Origin of the sequence: Gilliamella sp. (assembly GCF_024104075.1) — a bacterium.
Classification (GTDB): domain Bacteria; phylum Pseudomonadota; class Gammaproteobacteria; order Enterobacterales; family Orbaceae; genus Gilliamella; species Gilliamella bombi.
This window is the reverse complement of sequence record NZ_JAGGHR010000005.1, coordinates 53,118-70,226: the sequence shown is the minus strand read 5'-3', so window position 1 is coordinate 70,226 and position 17,109 is coordinate 53,118. Positions and strand designations below refer to the sequence as shown.

General features: G+C 35.1%; 15 protein-coding genes. 7 read left to right on the top strand and 8 right to left on the bottom strand.

Annotated features, from left to right (window positions below; genetic code table 11):
* Nucleotides 1-51 precede the first annotated feature (51 nt).
* From coaBC to J6569_RS02805, 4 genes are all read left to right on the top strand, one after another.
* A complete protein-coding gene (gene coaBC / locus J6569_RS02820; protein WP_296317493.1) occupies nucleotides 52-1,278 on the top strand; it encodes a bifunctional phosphopantothenoylcysteine decarboxylase/phosphopantothenate--cysteine ligase CoaBC in 1,227 nt (408 codons plus the stop codon).
* On the top strand, nucleotides 1,262-1,720 hold the full coding sequence (dut, locus tag J6569_RS02815; protein WP_034947500.1) for a dUTP diphosphatase: 459 nt from the start codon (nucleotides 1,262-1,264) through the stop codon (nucleotides 1,718-1,720). Before coaBC ends, dut begins: the two co-directional genes overlap by 17 nt.
* Nucleotides 1,717-2,310, top strand: a complete 594-nt coding sequence (slmA, locus tag J6569_RS02810; protein WP_034909580.1) for a nucleoid occlusion factor SlmA — start codon at nucleotides 1,717-1,719, stop codon at nucleotides 2,308-2,310. Before dut ends, slmA begins: the two co-directional genes overlap by 4 nt.
* A 61-nt stretch (nucleotides 2,311-2,371) precedes the next feature.
* A complete protein-coding gene (locus J6569_RS02805) occupies nucleotides 2,372-3,205 on the top strand; it encodes a mechanosensitive ion channel domain-containing protein (protein WP_085164619.1) in 834 nt (277 codons plus the stop codon).
* 63 nt (nucleotides 3,206-3,268) lie between these two features.
* On the opposite strand, the gene cysE is transcribed toward J6569_RS02805, so the two are convergent.
* On the bottom strand, nucleotides 3,269-4,030 hold the full coding sequence (cysE, locus tag J6569_RS02800; RefSeq protein ID WP_075524262.1) for a serine O-acetyltransferase: 762 nt from the start codon (nucleotides 4,028-4,030) through the stop codon (nucleotides 3,269-3,271).
* A gap of 180 nt (nucleotides 4,031-4,210) precedes the next feature.
* On the bottom strand, nucleotides 4,211-5,455 hold the full coding sequence (locus J6569_RS02795) for an oligosaccharide MFS transporter (RefSeq protein WP_296317489.1): 1,245 nt from the start codon (nucleotides 5,453-5,455) through the stop codon (nucleotides 4,211-4,213).
* Nucleotides 5,456-5,664: 209 nt separating this feature from the next.
* Here J6569_RS02795 and J6569_RS02790 point away from each other — a divergent pair, with 209 nt between their 5' ends.
* On the top strand, nucleotides 5,665-6,669 hold the full coding sequence (locus J6569_RS02790) for a LacI family DNA-binding transcriptional regulator (RefSeq protein ID WP_065590231.1): 1,005 nt from the start codon (nucleotides 5,665-5,667) through the stop codon (nucleotides 6,667-6,669).
* 48 nt (nucleotides 6,670-6,717) lie between these two features.
* On the opposite strand, the gene J6569_RS02785 is transcribed toward J6569_RS02790, so the two are convergent.
* Complete coding sequence (locus J6569_RS02785) at nucleotides 6,718-8,187, bottom strand: glycoside hydrolase family 32 protein (protein WP_296317486.1); 1,470 nt, start codon at nucleotides 8,185-8,187, stop codon at nucleotides 6,718-6,720.
* Between the two features lie 313 nt (nucleotides 8,188-8,500).
* Here J6569_RS02785 and J6569_RS02780 point away from each other — a divergent pair, with 313 nt between their 5' ends.
* A complete protein-coding gene (locus tag J6569_RS02780) occupies nucleotides 8,501-9,460 on the top strand; it encodes an aminoimidazole riboside kinase (protein ID WP_296317484.1) in 960 nt (319 codons plus the stop codon).
* Nucleotides 9,461-9,629: 169 nt separating this feature from the next.
* Here the strand turns inward: J6569_RS02780 and ispC are convergent, their stop codons facing one another.
* The 3 genes from ispC to deoC all read right to left on the bottom strand — a co-directional run bounded on the left by ispC (nucleotide 9,630) and on the right by deoC (nucleotide 12,298).
* Nucleotides 9,630-10,808: a 1-deoxy-D-xylulose-5-phosphate reductoisomerase gene (gene ispC, locus J6569_RS02775; RefSeq protein ID WP_296317482.1), complete on the bottom strand. Its 1,179-nt coding sequence runs from the start codon at nucleotides 10,806-10,808 to the stop codon at nucleotides 9,630-9,632.
* 1 nt (nucleotide 10,809) lies between these two features.
* A complete protein-coding gene (gene deoR, locus J6569_RS02770; RefSeq protein ID WP_296299874.1) occupies nucleotides 10,810-11,571 on the bottom strand; it encodes a DNA-binding transcriptional repressor DeoR in 762 nt (253 codons plus the stop codon).
* A 61-nt stretch (nucleotides 11,572-11,632) separates the two neighbouring features.
* Nucleotides 11,633-12,298 (bottom strand): deoxyribose-phosphate aldolase, encoded by a 666-nt coding sequence (gene deoC, locus J6569_RS02765; protein WP_065639686.1) that lies wholly within the window; start codon nucleotides 12,296-12,298, stop codon nucleotides 11,633-11,635.
* Nucleotides 12,299-13,011: 713 nt separating this feature from the next.
* Between deoC and J6569_RS02760 the strand changes: the two genes are divergently transcribed.
* A complete protein-coding gene (locus J6569_RS02760) occupies nucleotides 13,012-14,385 on the top strand; it encodes a hypothetical protein (RefSeq protein WP_065590208.1) in 1,374 nt (457 codons plus the stop codon).
* A gap of 843 nt (nucleotides 14,386-15,228) precedes the next feature.
* Here the strand turns inward: J6569_RS02760 and J6569_RS02755 are convergent.
* Together J6569_RS02755 and narL are read right to left on the bottom strand one after the other, a co-directional pair.
* Nucleotides 15,229-16,251, bottom strand: coding sequence for a DUF4272 domain-containing protein (locus J6569_RS02755; protein ID WP_296299869.1), 1,023 nt, complete (start codon nucleotides 16,249-16,251; stop codon nucleotides 15,229-15,231).
* Between the two features lie 204 nt (nucleotides 16,252-16,455).
* The gene (gene narL / locus J6569_RS02750; protein ID WP_065590206.1) at nucleotides 16,456-17,109 is read right to left on the bottom strand and encodes a two-component system response regulator NarL; all 654 of its coding nucleotides are present in this window, start codon (nucleotides 17,107-17,109) and stop codon (nucleotides 16,456-16,458) included.

The following is a 17,109-nucleotide window of genomic DNA, read 5'->3' as shown; positions in this document are numbered from 1 at the left end:
CTTAATTGTGGTAATATAACGCTTTCATTTTGGTAGGAAGGAAGCTGGCTTATGAGTCTAACAGGTAAACGTATCTTATTAGGAATTACTGGCGGCATTGCTGCTTATAAATGCCCTGATCTGGTTCGTCATTTAAAAAAATGTGGCGCACAAGTGCGTGTTGTTTTGACTGATTCTGCTAGCCATTTTGTCACTAAAATGACGCTTCAAGCTGTTTCTGGCAATCAGGTTTCTAGCGATCTCTTTGATCCATCGGCCGAGCTTTCTATGAGTCATATTGAACTTGCCAAATGGGCTGATTTAGTATTAATTGCGCCTGCAACCGCCAATATTATTGCTAAAATGGCAAATGGTATTGCCGATGATTTGTTATCAACAATTTGTTTAGCAACATCTTCGCCAATTGCCATTGCTCCGGCGATGAATCAACAAATGTATAAAGCCGCCGCAACTCAACATAATTTATCTGTATTAGCGTCAAGAAATACCTTAATTTTAGGTCCAGACAGTGGTTTTCAAGCCTGCGGTGATGTTGGACCAGGACGTATGCTTGAGCCGCTCACTATTGTTGAAGAAATAACCCACTATTTTAAATCAACCTCAGTGCTTTCAGATATATCAATTACCATTACGGCAGGACCAACAATCGAAGAAATCGATCCAGTTCGTTATATTAGTAATTACAGTTCAGGAAAAATGGGATTTGCAATTGCAAACGCCGCTGCTCAAATGGGTGCCAATGTCACATTAATTAGTGGACCGGTTCATTTACATACGCCGAATAATGTCAACCGAATTGACGTTAAAAGCGCTAAACAGATGTACGATGAAGCAATGAATTACGCTAAAAAATCAAATATTTTTATTTCTTGTGCCGCTGTTGCCGACTATCATGCTAAAACAATTGCGACACAAAAAATTAAAAAAACGGGCGATAACGATGAGCTTGTGATTGAATTAGTTAAAAATCCCGATATTGTAGCAAGTGTCGCAGCGCTAAAAACACATCGCCCTTTTGTGGTAGGATTTTCCGCTGAAACTAATGATGTTAAAGCTTATGCACTAAAAAAATTAACCGCAAAAAACTTAGATTTAATTTGTGCTAATGATGTTTCCGATAAAGCCATTGGCTTTAATTCCGATCAAAATGCATTAACACTGTATTGGCAAAATGGTGAGCAAACGTTACCATTAAGCAGTAAAAACCAATTAGCAACACAGTTACTTCAAACTGTTATAACACGATATAAAGCGAGTCATGATGAAAAGAAAAATTGATATAAAAGTATTAGACAAACGTTTAGGTAACGAATTTCCTCTGCCTACTTATGCAACTGAAGGATCTGCAGGCATTGATTTAAGAGCAATGTTTGATAAAACAACCGAAATAAAACCAGGAGAAACTATCCTAACGCCGACTGGTTTATCAATGCATATTGCTGATCCTAGTTTAGCGGCATTAGTGTTACCGCGTTCAGGGCTTGGTTCAAAAAATGGTATTGTACTTGGTAATTTGGTGGGTTTGATTGATTCGGATTATCAAGGTCAATTATTTGTGCCTGTTTGGAATCGAAGCCAAACTCCTTTTGTGATTGAAGCAGGCGATCGAATTGCCCAACTAATCATTGTTCCGGTTGTACAAGCCGAATTTAACATTGTTGATGAATTTGTTGAATCAGTACGAGGCGAAGGTGGTTTTGGACATTCGGGTAAAAAATGATCGTGAGTAGCAAAAATAGAAATCGCAAAGAAGATATCTTACAAGCATTGGCAAAAATGCTTGAATCTAATGAAGGCACTCAAAGAATAACTACAGCTAAATTAGCTGCAACAGTAGGTGTTTCTGAAGCAGCTTTATATCGACATTTTCCAAGTAAAACAAAAATGTTTGAAAGTTTAATTGTCTATATTGAAGATATCTTGTTATCCCGTATAAATGTGATCATGCATGAAGAGCCAAATACATTTACTCGGTTACAACTTATTCTTGCTTTGATATTAGGGTTTTCTGAGAAGAACCCAGGATTAACCAGAATTATGACTGGGCACGCATTAATGTTTGAGCAAGATCAGTTACAAGAACGTATTAGCCAGCTATTTGAACGAATTGAAACTCAAATTAAACAAGTTTTACGCGAGCGAAAAATTCGTGAAGGTGTTGCCTTCATAACTGATGAACGTATTTTATCTAGCCAATTATTAGCTTTTTGCGAGGGAATGATGGCACGTTATTCTCGTTCAGGTTTTAAATATCTACCAACAACTAATTTTGATACACGTTGGTCTTTATTAATCAAACAACTTGTTTAGCCAATTGTGAATTAAAATACTTTAAAAAAAATTTCTATTACCCATTACTGAGGATAATAATATGAATTTTGAAGGTTTTTTAAATTATACCCTTTCATTTATTGAAAAATATGATGGGGTTGTATTTAGCTATATTGCTCATTTTTGCTTTGCCATTGTTATTTTTGTGATTGGTAGAACTATCGCTAGATTTATTAGCAACCAATTAAAAAGAATATTATCAAATCGACACGTTGATCCAACTGTTGTTAAATTTGTCAGTGCATTAGCATACTATGCGACTATTGTAATGACATTGGTTGCTGTTTTAGGTCAATTAGGAGTACAAACAGCATCTATTGTTGCAGTGATTGGTGCGGCTGGCTTAGCTGTTGGTTTAGCGTTACAAGGTTCACTATCTAACTTTGCGGCTGGAGTGATTTTAATTATTTTTCGCCCATTTAAAGTCGGTGAAACGGTAATAATCAATAGTCAGCAAGGTATTATTGATTCTATACAAATTTTCTCAACATCTATTGTTACACCAACCAATGAACTAGTTATAATTCCTAACAGCCAAGTAGTAAGTGCTAATATTATCAACTATACTCGCTTACCAGAAAGACGTTTAGATTTGGTGGTTAATGTTGGTTATGATTCAGATATTCAAAAAGTCTATCAAGTGTTAAAGCAAGCAGTTGATAAAACTAATAATATATTAACATCCAAAGAGCCTACCATTCGATTAGATGTTTTAGATGCGTCATCGATGAATTTTAATGTGTTAGTTTGGACATTAAACGAAAATTATGGTGCGGTAAAAGGTGAGCTGCTTGAAAATATCAAAAATGGATTAACTGAAAATAATATTAATATTCCATACCCAACAATGGATGTAAATCTTAACAATAAGTAGCCAATCAATTATTAAAAACTCCGTCTGTGTTTATCAACGGAGTTTTTTATTATCTAATAACAATTAAATATCTTGATCCATATTTAACGCTGGTTTTTCGCAATCAGGGCAACCCACCACTTTGGCTGGTACACCTGCAACGGTTGTATGCTGAGGTACGGGATCTAACACAACAGAACCAGCTCCAATTTTAGCACCTTTACCTATTTCAATATTACCTAAAATCGTTGAGTGAGCTCCAATCATCACCCCTTCACGAATTTTTGGATGGCGATCACCATTTTCTTTACCCGTTCCGCCTAATGTAACCGATTGTAAAATAGAAACATCATTTTCAATTACTACTGTTTCTCCAATCACAATACCTGTTGCGTGATCAAACATTACTCCACAGCCAATTTTTGCCGCAGGGTGAATATCAACACCAAATACAATCGCAATTTGGCTTTGTAAAAAAATAGCCAATGATTTACGGTTTTCCTTCCAAAGCCAATGTGCAATTCGATAAGCTTGCAAGGATAAAAATCCTTTGTAATAAAGAAGTGGTGTTGAATAGTAATTAGTGGCTGGATCGCGAATATAAACAGCCATGATATCGCATATAGCCGACTGAATAATATTTTGGTCCGCTTGATAAGCCTGACGGGCAATTTCACGAATTTCAATAGCGGGCATAACCTGAGAAACAAGCTTATTAGCCAAAATATAGCTTAAAGCACTCCCCAGATCTTCATGATTGAGTAAAGTTGCATGGAAATAACTAGCTAACATCGGCTCGCTTTCAACTAACTCAGAGGCTTCTTGTCGAATGGTTTGCCATAACATCTCGGGTTTAACAACTACTTTTACATCGTTCACTACAAGTCCCTATACATATTATCTAAATTGCTAATATTGTTTCGCAAACTTTCCTTAGAAGCAAGGATTGTATTGATTTGACATCAATAAAAAGAAAAATGGAAACAATATGTCCCCATTTTTATAATTATTAGAGCTAATTTAAAATCATTGTTGTTTTGCTCTTTTTTCGTCACTTAAAGTAAATATAGCTATTATCGAAGTAATCAAAACAACACCTGCGAGCACATAAAATGTTGTCGCATATCCTGTATTATCAAATAATTTACCCACAAACCATGACAACACAATAACGCCAAGATTTGATGAAATATTAAAACCAACTAAATAAAGTGTAGCAGATAACCGAGCATCAAAATTACCTACAATATATTTAAACATTGCCAAAATAAATAATGGAATTTCAATTGCATGAAATAACTTAACGAATGATATCAGATAAATATTATCTAACGTTGCAGATAATGCAATTCGGCAAATCATAACTAGTGCAGCAACTAATAGCGATTTTTTAGCTCCCATTTTGTTAATAAAATAAGGAGCAATAATCATACAAGTTGCTTCTAAAAAGACTTGGAAGGAATTTAAATAACCGTAAACTTGATAGCCATCTTCTGGTTTTTCAAAGAAACCAGTATAAAAATTAGGAAATAACTGCTGATCATAGATAGTATAAAAACTATAAGTACCAATAACAAACAACACAAACAACCAAAATTTTTGCAAACCAAACAGCGATAAGATTTCGCCCATTGTTGGTATAGTCGTTGTTTTTTCTACTAAAGCAGTATCGTTATTTTCAGTTGGTGATGCTTGATATTGTTTTGGCTTAAATATCATATTAATGGTGAAAAAGATAACCGCAACACCCGACGCCATCCAAAAGTTAATATGAGGATCAATGCCGAATAAAATACCCGCAACAAACGTTGCAGCAGCATAACCAAATGATCCCCAAAAACGAGCAGGACCAAATTCAAAGCCAAATAATCGACTAATACGTTCAATAAAAGAGTCAATCAAAGCACTGCCCGAAATAAAGCTAGCACTTAAAACTGGTGCACCGATACAAACACCCCAAATAAAATCATTTTTTAATAAAGGCTCATACACATAAATTAAAAAAGGGCCAATAAGAACCATGATAATACTTTGGAAGGTCACTACGGCTTTACCTATTTGTAATTTATCTTGGATAATGCCATAGAAAATCATGAAAAACATAGCTGCGGCAGAATTAGCCGCATAAACAATACCTAACTGCTCACCTGATAAGTCAATTTTACTTTTTAGCCAAATTGCGTAAAAAGACCACCACAGCGACCACGCAGCATAAAAAGTAATAAGGTAACCAGACGAGAACCAATAGTTTCTATTTTTTATCATATTCATGTTTATTACTCTTATATTGTTGAAAATCGATGAAGTTTAACGTTAACATGTTAATGTTAACATTATTGTCATATTTGATACTAAATAGATAGAACCAATTGTCATAAATGTTACTTACCTCACACTTTTTATCATTTCTATTTGTGGTATCATCATGCATAGTAATGGCTGATAATCATTTTTATCTTGTTAAACAAAAGGATTTAACTATGGCTTCACTTAAGGATGTTGCAAAGCTAGCATCTGTTTCATTGATGACGGTTTCACGCGCAATAAATAACCCTGAAAAATTAAATAAAGAAACTTACAAGCGCGTTAAACAAGCTATTGAGCACCTTAATTACGTACCTGACTTATCGGCAAGGAAGATTCGTGGTGATAAGTCAGGACCAAGTGCAATTGGTGTTTTGGCATTAGAAACAGCAATGACGCCATTTTCGGTAGAATTACTACAAGCCATAGAAAAGACTGCACAAGATCATGGCTGGAATACCTTTATAGTTAATTTATTTGATGATAAAGATCCCGATCATGCAATAAACACCCTGCTATCATATCGCCCTAACGGTATTATCTATACCACAATGGGATTAAGAAAAGTTGAACTTCCTGAAAAGTTATTAGATAAAAATGTTGTATTAGCCAACTGTATAAGTGATTCAAAACAACTAGCTTGCTATATTCCAAATGACTATTTGGGTCAATATCAAGCCATGCAACAAGTAATAAAGAAAGGCTATAAAAAACCATTATGCATCTATTTATCAGAAACCACATTAGCAGGAAAAACTAGACGTAAAGCTGTTGAGCAAGCGTGGTTAGATGCGGGTTACAATTTAAATAAGATTACTAGTTACCATACCTCAACTTTATCAGATGATCTTGCTCAAGAATATATGATGACGGTTGATATACTGAAACAACATTGCAATAAAAAACCCGATTTTGATGTATTAATTTGTGGTAATGATCGAATAGCTTTTGTTGCTTATCAATATTTACTCGGTCAAGGACTTCATATTCCTTCTGATGTGGCTGTATTAGGTTACGATAACATGGTAGGTACTGGTGAACTATTTTATCCACCACTGACAACAGTGCAATTGCCTCATTATGAGATTGGAGAACAAGCAGCTTTACATATAATTAATAACAAAAACCAAAAACAGATAATACAGGTAGCATCACCTTATTTAGAAAGGAATTCATTATAACTTACTTAAATAAATTGACCGCCCAATGGCGATCAATTCAATCATCAATTACGCATAAATAGATTTTAACTGCCAGCTATCTAATTTGGTTATTTTGGCGCTACCATTTTCAGCAAATAAATTAACTACTCGCTCCGCTGGTAATTTTGGATAGATACGGCTCGAAAGGCTATATAAATCACCATTAACAAATACTTCTACAGATGAAGCATCAACATACACATGTAAAGTTAATTTTTGGCTTTCTGGTAATGGTACGCTACGATAACCAGTTAATTCAAGACCAGATAAACTACGATCAAGAACAATACGATTAGATTGTAAATCAACATATAGTAATGTTGCTTGTTTACCATTTTCAGTGGCAGCAAGTTGCAAACCAAAACGCTCAGCATCACTTTCTTTTAGATCAAACTCAACACAAAGTTCACAACAAATTGACTCAATATTGGTATTTTTAAGTTCACTATTGAGCGTTATTTCACCAAATGATTTTGGCTTTTCGCGCAATGCTTCAAGTTCCTTTATTGGGCGATTTCTGACTTTATTATCTTGATCTAAAATCAGTTCACGAGGAAGTGTAAATGCGCCTGCCCATTTATCTTTTTTGCTTGGCATGGCTGACTGCCACATATCCATCCAAGCAAAAATAATACGACGTCCATCAGCGGCAAGAAATGATTGCGGTGCATAAAAATCGTGTCCAAAATCCATTTCTTGAAAAGGTCTAACTATTGAAAATTGCTGCCCAGGTTGCCAATTACCTACTATATAGCCTGATTGGAATTGATTACGATACTGATAACCTTTTGCTTTCAACCCTTGTGGTGAAAACATCAAAACCCATTTATCACCAAGTGGAAAAAAGTCAGGGCATTCAAGCATATAAACATCAGGATCGATATCACTCACTACAACATGATCCAATTGCCATTCATTTAAATCATCAGATCTAAATAGTAAAACTTGACCAACATTATTTGGCGTTCTTTGACCAACAACCATCCACCATTTACCATCTTGTTGCCACACTTTAGGATCGCGAAAGTGCATTACTCCGTCTTGGGGTATAAGTACTGTGCCTTGCTTTTCAAAATGAATGCCATCTTTACTAGTTGCAAGACATTGGCTTTGTCGAATCTGTTCATCATAACCTTGGCCACTCAACCAAATATGACCAGTATAAATTAAGCATAACTCACCATTGTTATCTACGGCCGATCCAGAAAAACAGCCTGACTTATCAAATTCTTGATCGGGAGCAATAGCTATTGGCAACCTTCGCCATGTGACTAAATCATCACTAACAACATGTCCCCAATGCATTGGTCCCCAATTTTCATCATAAGGATGATGCTGATAAAAGGCATGATATTGACCTTTAAAGTAAATCAAACCGTTAGGATCATTCATCCAACCAGCTGGTGGAGCTAAATGAAAATGTGGATAATATTGTTTATTCATTACTTTTTCTAAATTTTTAACAGATAGATTGGCTTTATCAATAGCAGTAGACATAAAAACCCCTTTTTTATCCAATATTAGATACCTTTATTTAATAGTATCTTAATTTAATTGTTAACGTTAACTGTTAATGAAATTAGCGATAAAATATGTGATGATAGTCACATATTTTTAACGTTAACAATGAATTTTTTGTCAAATGATTTAGTCTATGATGGACTTTTAAAAAATGACTATTATAAATTCAACAACAGATTAACTATTAATGACTTTACTAAAAAGTAAAAAGATGACATATTTCAAAAAACTCAAGTAATCTGTCTCTATACTAGATTACCGCAGTAACTGACTATAATCGAGTTAAAAAATGAATAATACTAAAGTTTGGTCCCTTGGGGATGCCGTTATTGATTTATTGCCATTTGGTGATATGAATTATAAAGCATGTGCTGGTGGCGCACCTGCAAATGTTGCAATTGGTATTGCAAAATTAGGACTGTCTTCAGCGTTTATTGGTCGTGTTGGTAATGACCCTTTTGGTGATTTTATGGAAACCACATTCCGCCAATATAACGTTGATTGCCAAAGCCTTGAAAAAGATGAACATCATCGAACAAGTACTGTGGTTGTTGATTTAGGAAAAAACGGTGAACGTAGTTTTACTTTTTTGGTTTCACCTTCAGCTGATCAATTTTTATCTCAGCAAGCAATTCCTAATTTTAACCAAGATATTTTACACTTTTGCTCTTTGGCGCTAGTTGGCCACACCTGCCGTCAAACACTTAAAATTGCGATTGAACAGCTTACCGCTAAAAATGGCCTAATCAGCTTTGATGTTAACTTGCGCGAACAGATGTGGGCCAATAAAGACGAAATGCGCACCACCATTACCCAATTTTGTCATGATGCTGATATCCTCAAACTATCAGACGAAGAACTATTTTGGTTAACTCAAAGCAATGATTGGAGTGAAGCATTAAATAAACTACAACAACACTATGAAGCATCATTAAAATTAATTACCAAAGGTAAAGATGGCAGCATTGTATTATGGCAAGGCAAAACATTTTCGTTTGATTCGTACCATGTAAATAGTGTTGATACAACCGGTGCAGGTGATGCTTTTGTCGCAGGATTACTCAGCAGTATTGCATCATCAGGCATGCCTGATGATAAACTGATGTTAGAAAGCATGATGACCATTGCCAGTGCTTGTGGAGCCTTAGCTACAACCAAAAAAGGCGCATTAACTGCACTACCTGATAGTACATTTTTACAATCATTTATTAGCGATAATCCAACATTAACAGCAAAACAAATGGCATAATAAAAATAGTAAAAACTTACTAATAGGGCAGCAAGATTGAGCACAATAGTTTCAAAATATAATTGTTATTGACTGCCCTTTACCACTCAATAACTTAACTACTCAGTAATTTAACTATTTAATAACTCAACTATTTAGTTAAATTACTGTTTATAAAATCAAATAGCATTTAACACCGACTACATTGTGATCTTGCCCATTGATCTATCATAAAAACATCATCAATTGTCGATGGCTCAGGGAAAGCCAATTGATCTAATACTTTTGATACATTTTTAGCAATATCCATAAAACCAATTTTATGTTGCAAAAATGCTTCAACCGCAACTTCATTGGCGGCATTGAGCGCCGTGGTAGCCGCTTGGCCTTGATTAAAGGCATCGATTGCCAATTTTAAACATGGATAACGGTCAAAGTCAGGTTGTTTAAATGTTAACGACGAAATTTGCGTAAAATCTAAAGGTGGTACGCTTGAAGGAACACGATCGGGGTAAGACATGGCATAAGCAATTGGCGTGCACATATCAGGCACACCAAGCTCAGCTATCACACTACCATCTTGATAACGTACCATTGAATGGATAATTGATTGCGGATGAATAATAATTTCCATTTCGTTGGCACTAGCATTAAATAGCCAACGAGCTTCAATATATTCCAGCCCTTTATTCATCATCGTTGCTGAATCAACAGATATTTTTTTACCCATCGACCAATTAGGGTGAGCAACCGCTTGCTCGGGGGTGACATGTGCCAGTTTAGCTAAATCCCAATCACGAAATGGTCCGCCAGAACCTGTTAACACGATTTTAGTAATACCATGCTCAGCAAGGTTAGCAAAACCTAAATCATGCTGTACCGTCGTTGGTAAACTTTGAAAAATAGCGTTATGTTCGCTATCTACCGGCAACAACTCAGCACCATACTCTTTAACCGCTTGCATAAATAAATGTCCACAGGTTACTAGCGATTCTTTATTGGCCAACAAAATACGCTTACCTTTTTTAATCGCAGCAAGAGTTGGTTTTAATCCTGCGGCTCCAACGATTGCGGCCATCACTTGATCGACCTCGGGCAACTGCGCTAAGTCGCAAATGGCTTGTTCACCACTTAACACTTCAATATCCAATTTTAAATTAGCAAGATTTGCTTTTAACTCTGTCGCGGCTTGCGCCGTTGCCATGGCAACGTATTTAGGCTTAAAAGCCAGACATTGCTCAGTCATTTTGGCAACATTATTACCTCCTACTAAAGCATAAGCTTTAAATAGATGTGGATTTTGAGCAATAACCGCTAGCGTACTGCAACCAATTGAACCTGTCGAACCTAAAATTGTGATATTTTTCATATTAATACATTAAATCTATATTATGATTAGCTAAAAAATTAATAAATTCCTTGGTTGGCACTTTATCTGTAATAATTTGATTAAACAAAGTTAACCCACCAATAAAAGCTGGCCTAACTTGATCAAACTTAGTATGATCCGCAATTAACATAGCTTGACCTGAACGTTGTATTGCTGCACGCTTCATATTAAGCTCATCAAAATGATAACACGTTACGCCTTGCTTAATATCAATCCCCGCGGCCGAAATAAAAGCTTTATTTGGGCAAATCGAATTTAATTCACTATGCTGTCCAATAGTGCTAAAAATCGCATTATTAGCCTGATAATGACCACCACATAAAATTGTCTTACAATTAGATTTATTTTGTAATGCTAAAAATGCGTTTAATGAATAACAGATAGCAGTAAAAGTTATTTCATCATCAATGGCATCAATAATAAAAGGAATAGTCGTACCGCAATCAAAAAAGACGGTATCGTTTTCTACAATGCATTTACTAGCTATATTGGCAATATATTGTTTTTCATAAACCTGTTTATCTTGTTGGTCTGACAAAAAATACGGGGTAATTTGATGACGAGCATCACTAACAACATAGCCACCCAAAACACTTAGGGAACAACCAACATTGCTCAAATCTCGGCGAATGGTCATTTCTGAAACAGCCAACAACTTAGCGGCTTCTTTTAAATGAATCTTATCTGTTTTTTTTAAAAGTTGAATAAGATCATTCACTCTTTTTTGTGATTGTGTTTCCATGCTGATCCTATAAATCAATAATAACAAGCTACATAAGTAGCTTATTAATTGATATCATTGATTAATAATCACTGGTCGAAGTTACATCACCAGAAACAATCGCAATACCAGCACTAGCCCCTAAACGCGAAGCCCCCGCTTGAACCATTTTTTCAGCCGTTTGACGATCACGAATACCACCCGATGCCTTAACGCCCATCTCATTGCCAACGGTATCACGCATCAACTTAACATCCTCAACCGTTGCGCCAGATACACTAAACCCTGTTGAGGTTTTAACAAAAGCAACACCGATTTGCTTACAAATTTCACAAACTTTAACAATTTCGTCTTTAGTTAATAAACAAGTTTCTAAAATCACTTTTAATGGCACAGCACCACAAGCATTAAATACCGCCTCAATATCTTGTTTAACCGCATCCCAATCATTGCTTTTTAACCAACCCACATTAATAACCATATCGATTTCTTGCGCGCCTGCTTTAACCGCCATTTCGGTTTCAAAGGCTTTAGCGCTAGTTAGCATTGCACCTAAAGGAAAGCCAACGACTGAACACACTTTTACGTCGCTACCTTTTAGTAAACTAGCCACTAAAGGAACATAGCCTGAATTTACACAAACTGAATAAAAATGATATTGTTTAGCTTCTTCACAGAGTTTAGTTATTTGGTCTTTTGTTGCGTTCATTGCAAGTAAAGTATGATCGATATACTTTGCATAACTCATAACGAGATCCTTAAAATGTCTTTGTAATAATGTTTAATTAAATATTGTTAGTCTGTAAATAAATAGGGATGTTATAAAAATAACAAATATAGCCAAGCACTGTTATTTTTATAACATTATGGCGTAATTGATTGAAATAGTACAGATAAAAATCTGTGTTTAAATTTTAGTTTTTCGTGAAAGAAATAACATTTATATCAATAATTTACCAAATATTATTATTTGGCGTGCTAATTTCGCTTAGGTGACAGCACATCCTGATGAAGGAAAAGAGTTAATGGAATTTAATTCTTCTATTTTTCATTTTTTTTATAATACTCTGTTTTATTGAGCCGAGTGTGTTTTATCACAAGATAAAAACGATCGAAACTCAGCACATCCAAAAAAAATCAAGTATCTTAATAAATCTTTACAAAATTTTTAGTTAAAAATGTAGCCAAATTTTTTTTAAACATTATAATTTTAAAAATTAGAATTAATTCAGCTATATTTTATAGATTATAGATCGTTAAAAAAATAAAATAAAACAATACATTACTTTACAAAAGGGATGTTATGCAGTATACTTATCAACACCAGACACCAGACACCAGCACTGGCAAACCTATGTCTTAAATTTATTAAATAACCACGTTAGACGAGTTTTTACACTTACTTCATTTTTAGCATCGAAATTATCCATACAATTATCTACAAAAAAAACGTTGGTATTAGTGCCATTGTTGTTATTGCCGTATTCGCCTAATTTGCAGGCATTAACTGCGCATACTAGTAATGTTATACAAGGTAGTGCACCATATTTAACATTTGATGGTGGTAAAACTAAAGCGATCACAACCGATGATTTATTGAATATCACTCTATTGGATGGAACAATAGTTACTCCATCAACCAATACATCAAGCGTAACAAATCCAATAACTTTACCTAAAGGAAGTACTTTAAGTGATATTCACATGTTGATTCCCTCATCAGTTGATTCAGTCAGTTTAAATGATATAGTGAACACTTATCATTATTGGGGCGATGATGATGGTGATGGTCAGGGAATAAATGGCGTAACCGCAAAAGGAAATCTATCTGCTTATTTTTCCGATAAAAATGGTAATGCTGTTAGTCGTAATGATATTTTAGATATTTGTAAAGCACCTTATAAGGTGATATTAAGTAGTACAGAGGGGTCTTTAAAAACACAGTACGGTGTACCAGATACAAATTATTTCCACCGTCAATCGGTGGAGTACTACATCAGCCCAAATTTACCTCCTAAAATCTGTCATGTAAGACCAAATCTAACCTATGGTGCAGGTGATTACGCTGGTCCAGCTAATATTTGGAATCCAACTAAAGGATTTCTAGTTCAATCAACTAATCCAACATTTTACGAATTAAATTTTCCGACAACAGGTGCAGATGGTTTGTACTTTGATTTAGACATAGGTGGAGGTAGTCAGTTGACTTGGACTCCTGTTACACATGGGGGAATAACAGCTACTGTGACAAGGACGTTACCAAATGCAGGCGATAATTGGATATCCAATCATTCAGTAGAGGTAATGCGCGTTACGTTAACGGGTCCTAGGGCAAGTGATAACCAAAAAAGCTCAGATTCCCCAAGTCCAATTAGCAAGCCAACCTTGCCTCAAACATTCGAGTTAGTGGGTAGAGATAGTCAAGGTAGTGTGGTTGTCAAGTATGGGTTTGTGTTGAAGCAATGGTTCGTTAATCGTGGATTTCGAGCGACTGACGCTTCTAAACAAGCTTCTTGGTGTAGCCATTTAGGTTATCGTTTTCCACAGGTAAGGGATTTAACTAATGCGGTTTGTTCCGGTAAGTGGTCAGGTCACTGGTGTCAAGGTTCTGTCGGTGCCATCCCATCATCATCTGGTAATCATTACCAGCGTCGAATTGGCGTAGGCTTTTTTACTGAGTGGGGAGATATGAGCCGTTATACCAACGCAGATTTTGCTAGTCGCAACTACTGGACAAGTGATACTGGAAATAATTACTTATTCGGTGTTGACTCGGACGACGGTGATGTGCTCGGTGGGAGAGCTAGTAGGAATGGACTTTGTGCTGCTAATTAGCCTTTCGGATTTAGTCCTTGACTGCTGGGGGGAATTATATTCTCAATAGCAGACAATCTATTAAAAAAAGTAAACTTTAATGGTTGTTTTTATTCGGTATAGTTTCGGACGTTTTGAGCTTTTGCTTTAAATAGTTTTAGTAGCAATGTATGAGCTAAGAAGATAGAGCGATTTTCTTAGCAATTTTTGGCTTTAGCTGGGATAAAATGGTCTCTTTGCTATCCTGTTGCAGTTGTCAGCAATTTGTAAGAGTGGTAAATAATCCAAAAAAACATCGTAATAAAAACATAAAGCAAACTATAAGTATTTGATTTTACAAAAACATTAAATATAAAAACTTTAATAAAATCAATACGCTACCTGAACGATTTTATGGGGGAATATTAACTTTCATAATATCGAAAAGCTAGGCAAACGAGTCGTTACCTAGACCGTCATTTAGTCTGTAATACATTAAAGCAAGCTTTGTTTCGGCGCTACTTTCTTAAAAATATGCTCGTTCGCAGTGACCGAGGATGCTAGCCAATAAAGCACTATTTAAATATATTGAAATCTATTATTATTGTATGCGTGGTTGTTCAGCCAAGAACTAGGTATTGCTAGAACAATATGAACAACAATATTATCAAAATAAAAAAATGATAGAGGGGGCTATGTATAATATTTTGGTAAGGATCGTGTTAATTCTTTTTATGGTGATGTGACATAATCAGCAAATATTTAGCGATTTAAAAAGATAGAAAACGAAAGTTTAAACTATTTATTAGCTTTGATATTATGGTTAATATTTAGAACTTTGACACCATATTAAATATGATGTCAACAAATGAGAAGATGAAAATATTAGGTTGGTGTATCGACATCATCCCAATCAGCATTTTCAAAATTGGTTAACCAATTTAAAGCATAATGACGCTCTTGAATAACATCACTTATAATCGATGCGGGAGGTTGCTTATCTTTCATTCGAAAATCTGTGGTTATCCAATGTAAGCGGTAGTGTAAATCTAAAGCATCCAACAATTCACTAACTGGTCTTAAGGCCACGGTTGAAAAATCTTGTCCACTATGTTGCATTCCTTGGTCAACTAACGATGAAACATCGCAGATAGTATCAGCAAAAGGGAGCTCAGATTGCCAATTGATAGCCCATTGTAAAGGTAATAATGCTTCGTATTTCCAAGACATATCTATCACATCTTGCTCTGTCGGCTGCCCGCTATAAATAAAGTCACGCTCATTATTTGATAAAGCCTCAAACCCCATTGGACAACGTTCTTTAAATTCCATCGGATTAATTGGATCATTTTCTCTAAAACTTTCAGCCTGAATACCTGTTAACATTATTGCTAAGGCTCGTTTAGCTACTTCGTCAGATGTTCTAAGTATTACTTCCGATTCGGCAATAACCGGTGGTAAATGTGTAGGTGTATGCAACCCCAATTTGGCTAAATACTGTTCAGTTTTTGTTTTTCGCTTTAATGCTTCTAGTGGATAAGGGACGATTACATCTAAATCAATGTTACCATCAGGATCTTGTAATACATCTCCGTCAGGATTCCGAATAGTTCCATCAGGCATAAATATAATTGCATTCGCCTGCCAGCCCCAAGTGGTAAATTCATTGAAATTATCTTCTTCAATCTCAAAGGTAAATTGATGTTTAACTCGTTGGATATGGCGATACAAAGCATAACGGCGTGAATTCATCTGCCCATCTCCTGCTTGCATGACATAACCGATAAAACCATCAAGGTGTTTCGTCAACTCAGAATCATCCAATCCGCGATGGTATAGACGCTCGCAGGGAAAATTAATGGCTGGTGGATGAGTGACTGTAGAATAAGCATTTATCAATATTGGCATTTCAAATATTCCTAGTTTAGATTTGGTATTTTTATTATTATAAATAGTGGCTGTTTTTTAATCTAATTCTATAATAGATCATGGTAGTTTTCTATATTTTTTAAATGCTATACTCCGTTTTGTGATGTTTGTTATTCTGTTGAATAAATGATTTTATCTGGTGCATCGCTGAACAAGATATATTTTATTTTTCAATGTATACGTTTATTCCTTACTTTGTAAATACCATACTGTCATTTCCATTCTTGATTTAAAATTAAGTTTTTTGAATATACTTTTGATATGTACTTTGACTGTGCTTTCAACGATACCTAAATCTTTTGCAATTAGCTTATTTGGTAGTCCTTGTACTAATAAATTAAAAATTTCATTTTCTCTTGGTGTCAATAAACTGACATCATGCATTTGTTTTGTAGTTAGTTGTTCGTTATTACGCATATAATTGAGGATAATATGTGAAATAGCATTATCCATAATTAGCTTTCCAATCGAGATTTCTTGTAGTGATTTTAGAAAATCTTCAGGCTCCATATCTTTTAATAAATAGCCATCAGCACCTGTTTTTAGTGCGGTGATTATATCTTCTTTTGCATCTGATACTGTAAACATAATAATGCGACTCGATATTTTTTTTTCACGCAAGTAGCGTAATATTTCTAATCCATTAACATCTTGCATATTGATATCAAGTAGAATAATATCAGGATCAAGCTCTTCGGCTAATTTAACGCCTTCTATTCCAGAGCCAGTTTCTCCCACAATGTCAAAATGGTTGACTGTATTTATCAGCTGTTTTACGCCATTTCTTAACATTGGATGATCATCAATAAGAAGTATTGAGCAATTTATTTGTTCCAT

Excerpts from the sequence above, each read along its gene's own strand:
- J6569_RS02790 (WP_065590231.1), top strand. The coding sequence starts at position 5,665 with ATGGCTTCACTTAAGGATGTTGCAAAGCTAGCATCTGTTTCATTGATG.
- dut (WP_034947500.1), top strand. The coding sequence starts at position 1,262 with ATGAAAAGAAAAATTGATATAAAAGTATTAGACAAACGTTTAGGTAAC.
- J6569_RS02805 (WP_085164619.1), top strand. The coding sequence starts at position 2,372 with ATGAATTTTGAAGGTTTTTTAAATTATACCCTTTCATTTATTGAAAAA.
- J6569_RS02785 (WP_296317486.1), bottom strand. The coding sequence starts at position 8,187 with ATGTCTACTGCTATTGATAAAGCCAATCTATCTGTTAAAAATTTAGAA.
- narL (WP_065590206.1), bottom strand. The coding sequence starts at position 17,109 with ATGGAACAAATAAATTGCTCAATACTTCTTATTGATGATCATCCAATG.
- J6569_RS02780 (WP_296317484.1), top strand. The coding sequence starts at position 8,501 with ATGAATAATACTAAAGTTTGGTCCCTTGGGGATGCCGTTATTGATTTA.
- J6569_RS02795 (WP_296317489.1), bottom strand. The coding sequence starts at position 5,455 with ATGAATATGATAAAAAATAGAAACTATTGGTTCTCGTCTGGTTACCTT.
- deoR (WP_296299874.1), bottom strand. The coding sequence starts at position 11,571 with ATGGAAACACAATCACAAAAAAGAGTGAATGATCTTATTCAACTTTTA.
- slmA (WP_034909580.1), top strand. The coding sequence starts at position 1,717 with ATGATCGTGAGTAGCAAAAATAGAAATCGCAAAGAAGATATCTTACAA.
- coaBC (WP_296317493.1), top strand. The coding sequence starts at position 52 with ATGAGTCTAACAGGTAAACGTATCTTATTAGGAATTACTGGCGGCATT.
- ispC (WP_296317482.1), bottom strand. The coding sequence starts at position 10,808 with ATGAAAAATATCACAATTTTAGGTTCGACAGGTTCAATTGGTTGCAGT.
- J6569_RS02755 (WP_296299869.1), bottom strand. The coding sequence starts at position 16,251 with ATGCCAATATTGATAAATGCTTATTCTACAGTCACTCATCCACCAGCC.
- deoC (WP_065639686.1), bottom strand. The coding sequence starts at position 12,298 with ATGAGTTATGCAAAGTATATCGATCATACTTTACTTGCAATGAACGCA.
- cysE (WP_075524262.1), bottom strand. The coding sequence starts at position 4,030 with ATGTTATGGCAAACCATTCGACAAGAAGCCTCTGAGTTAGTTGAAAGC.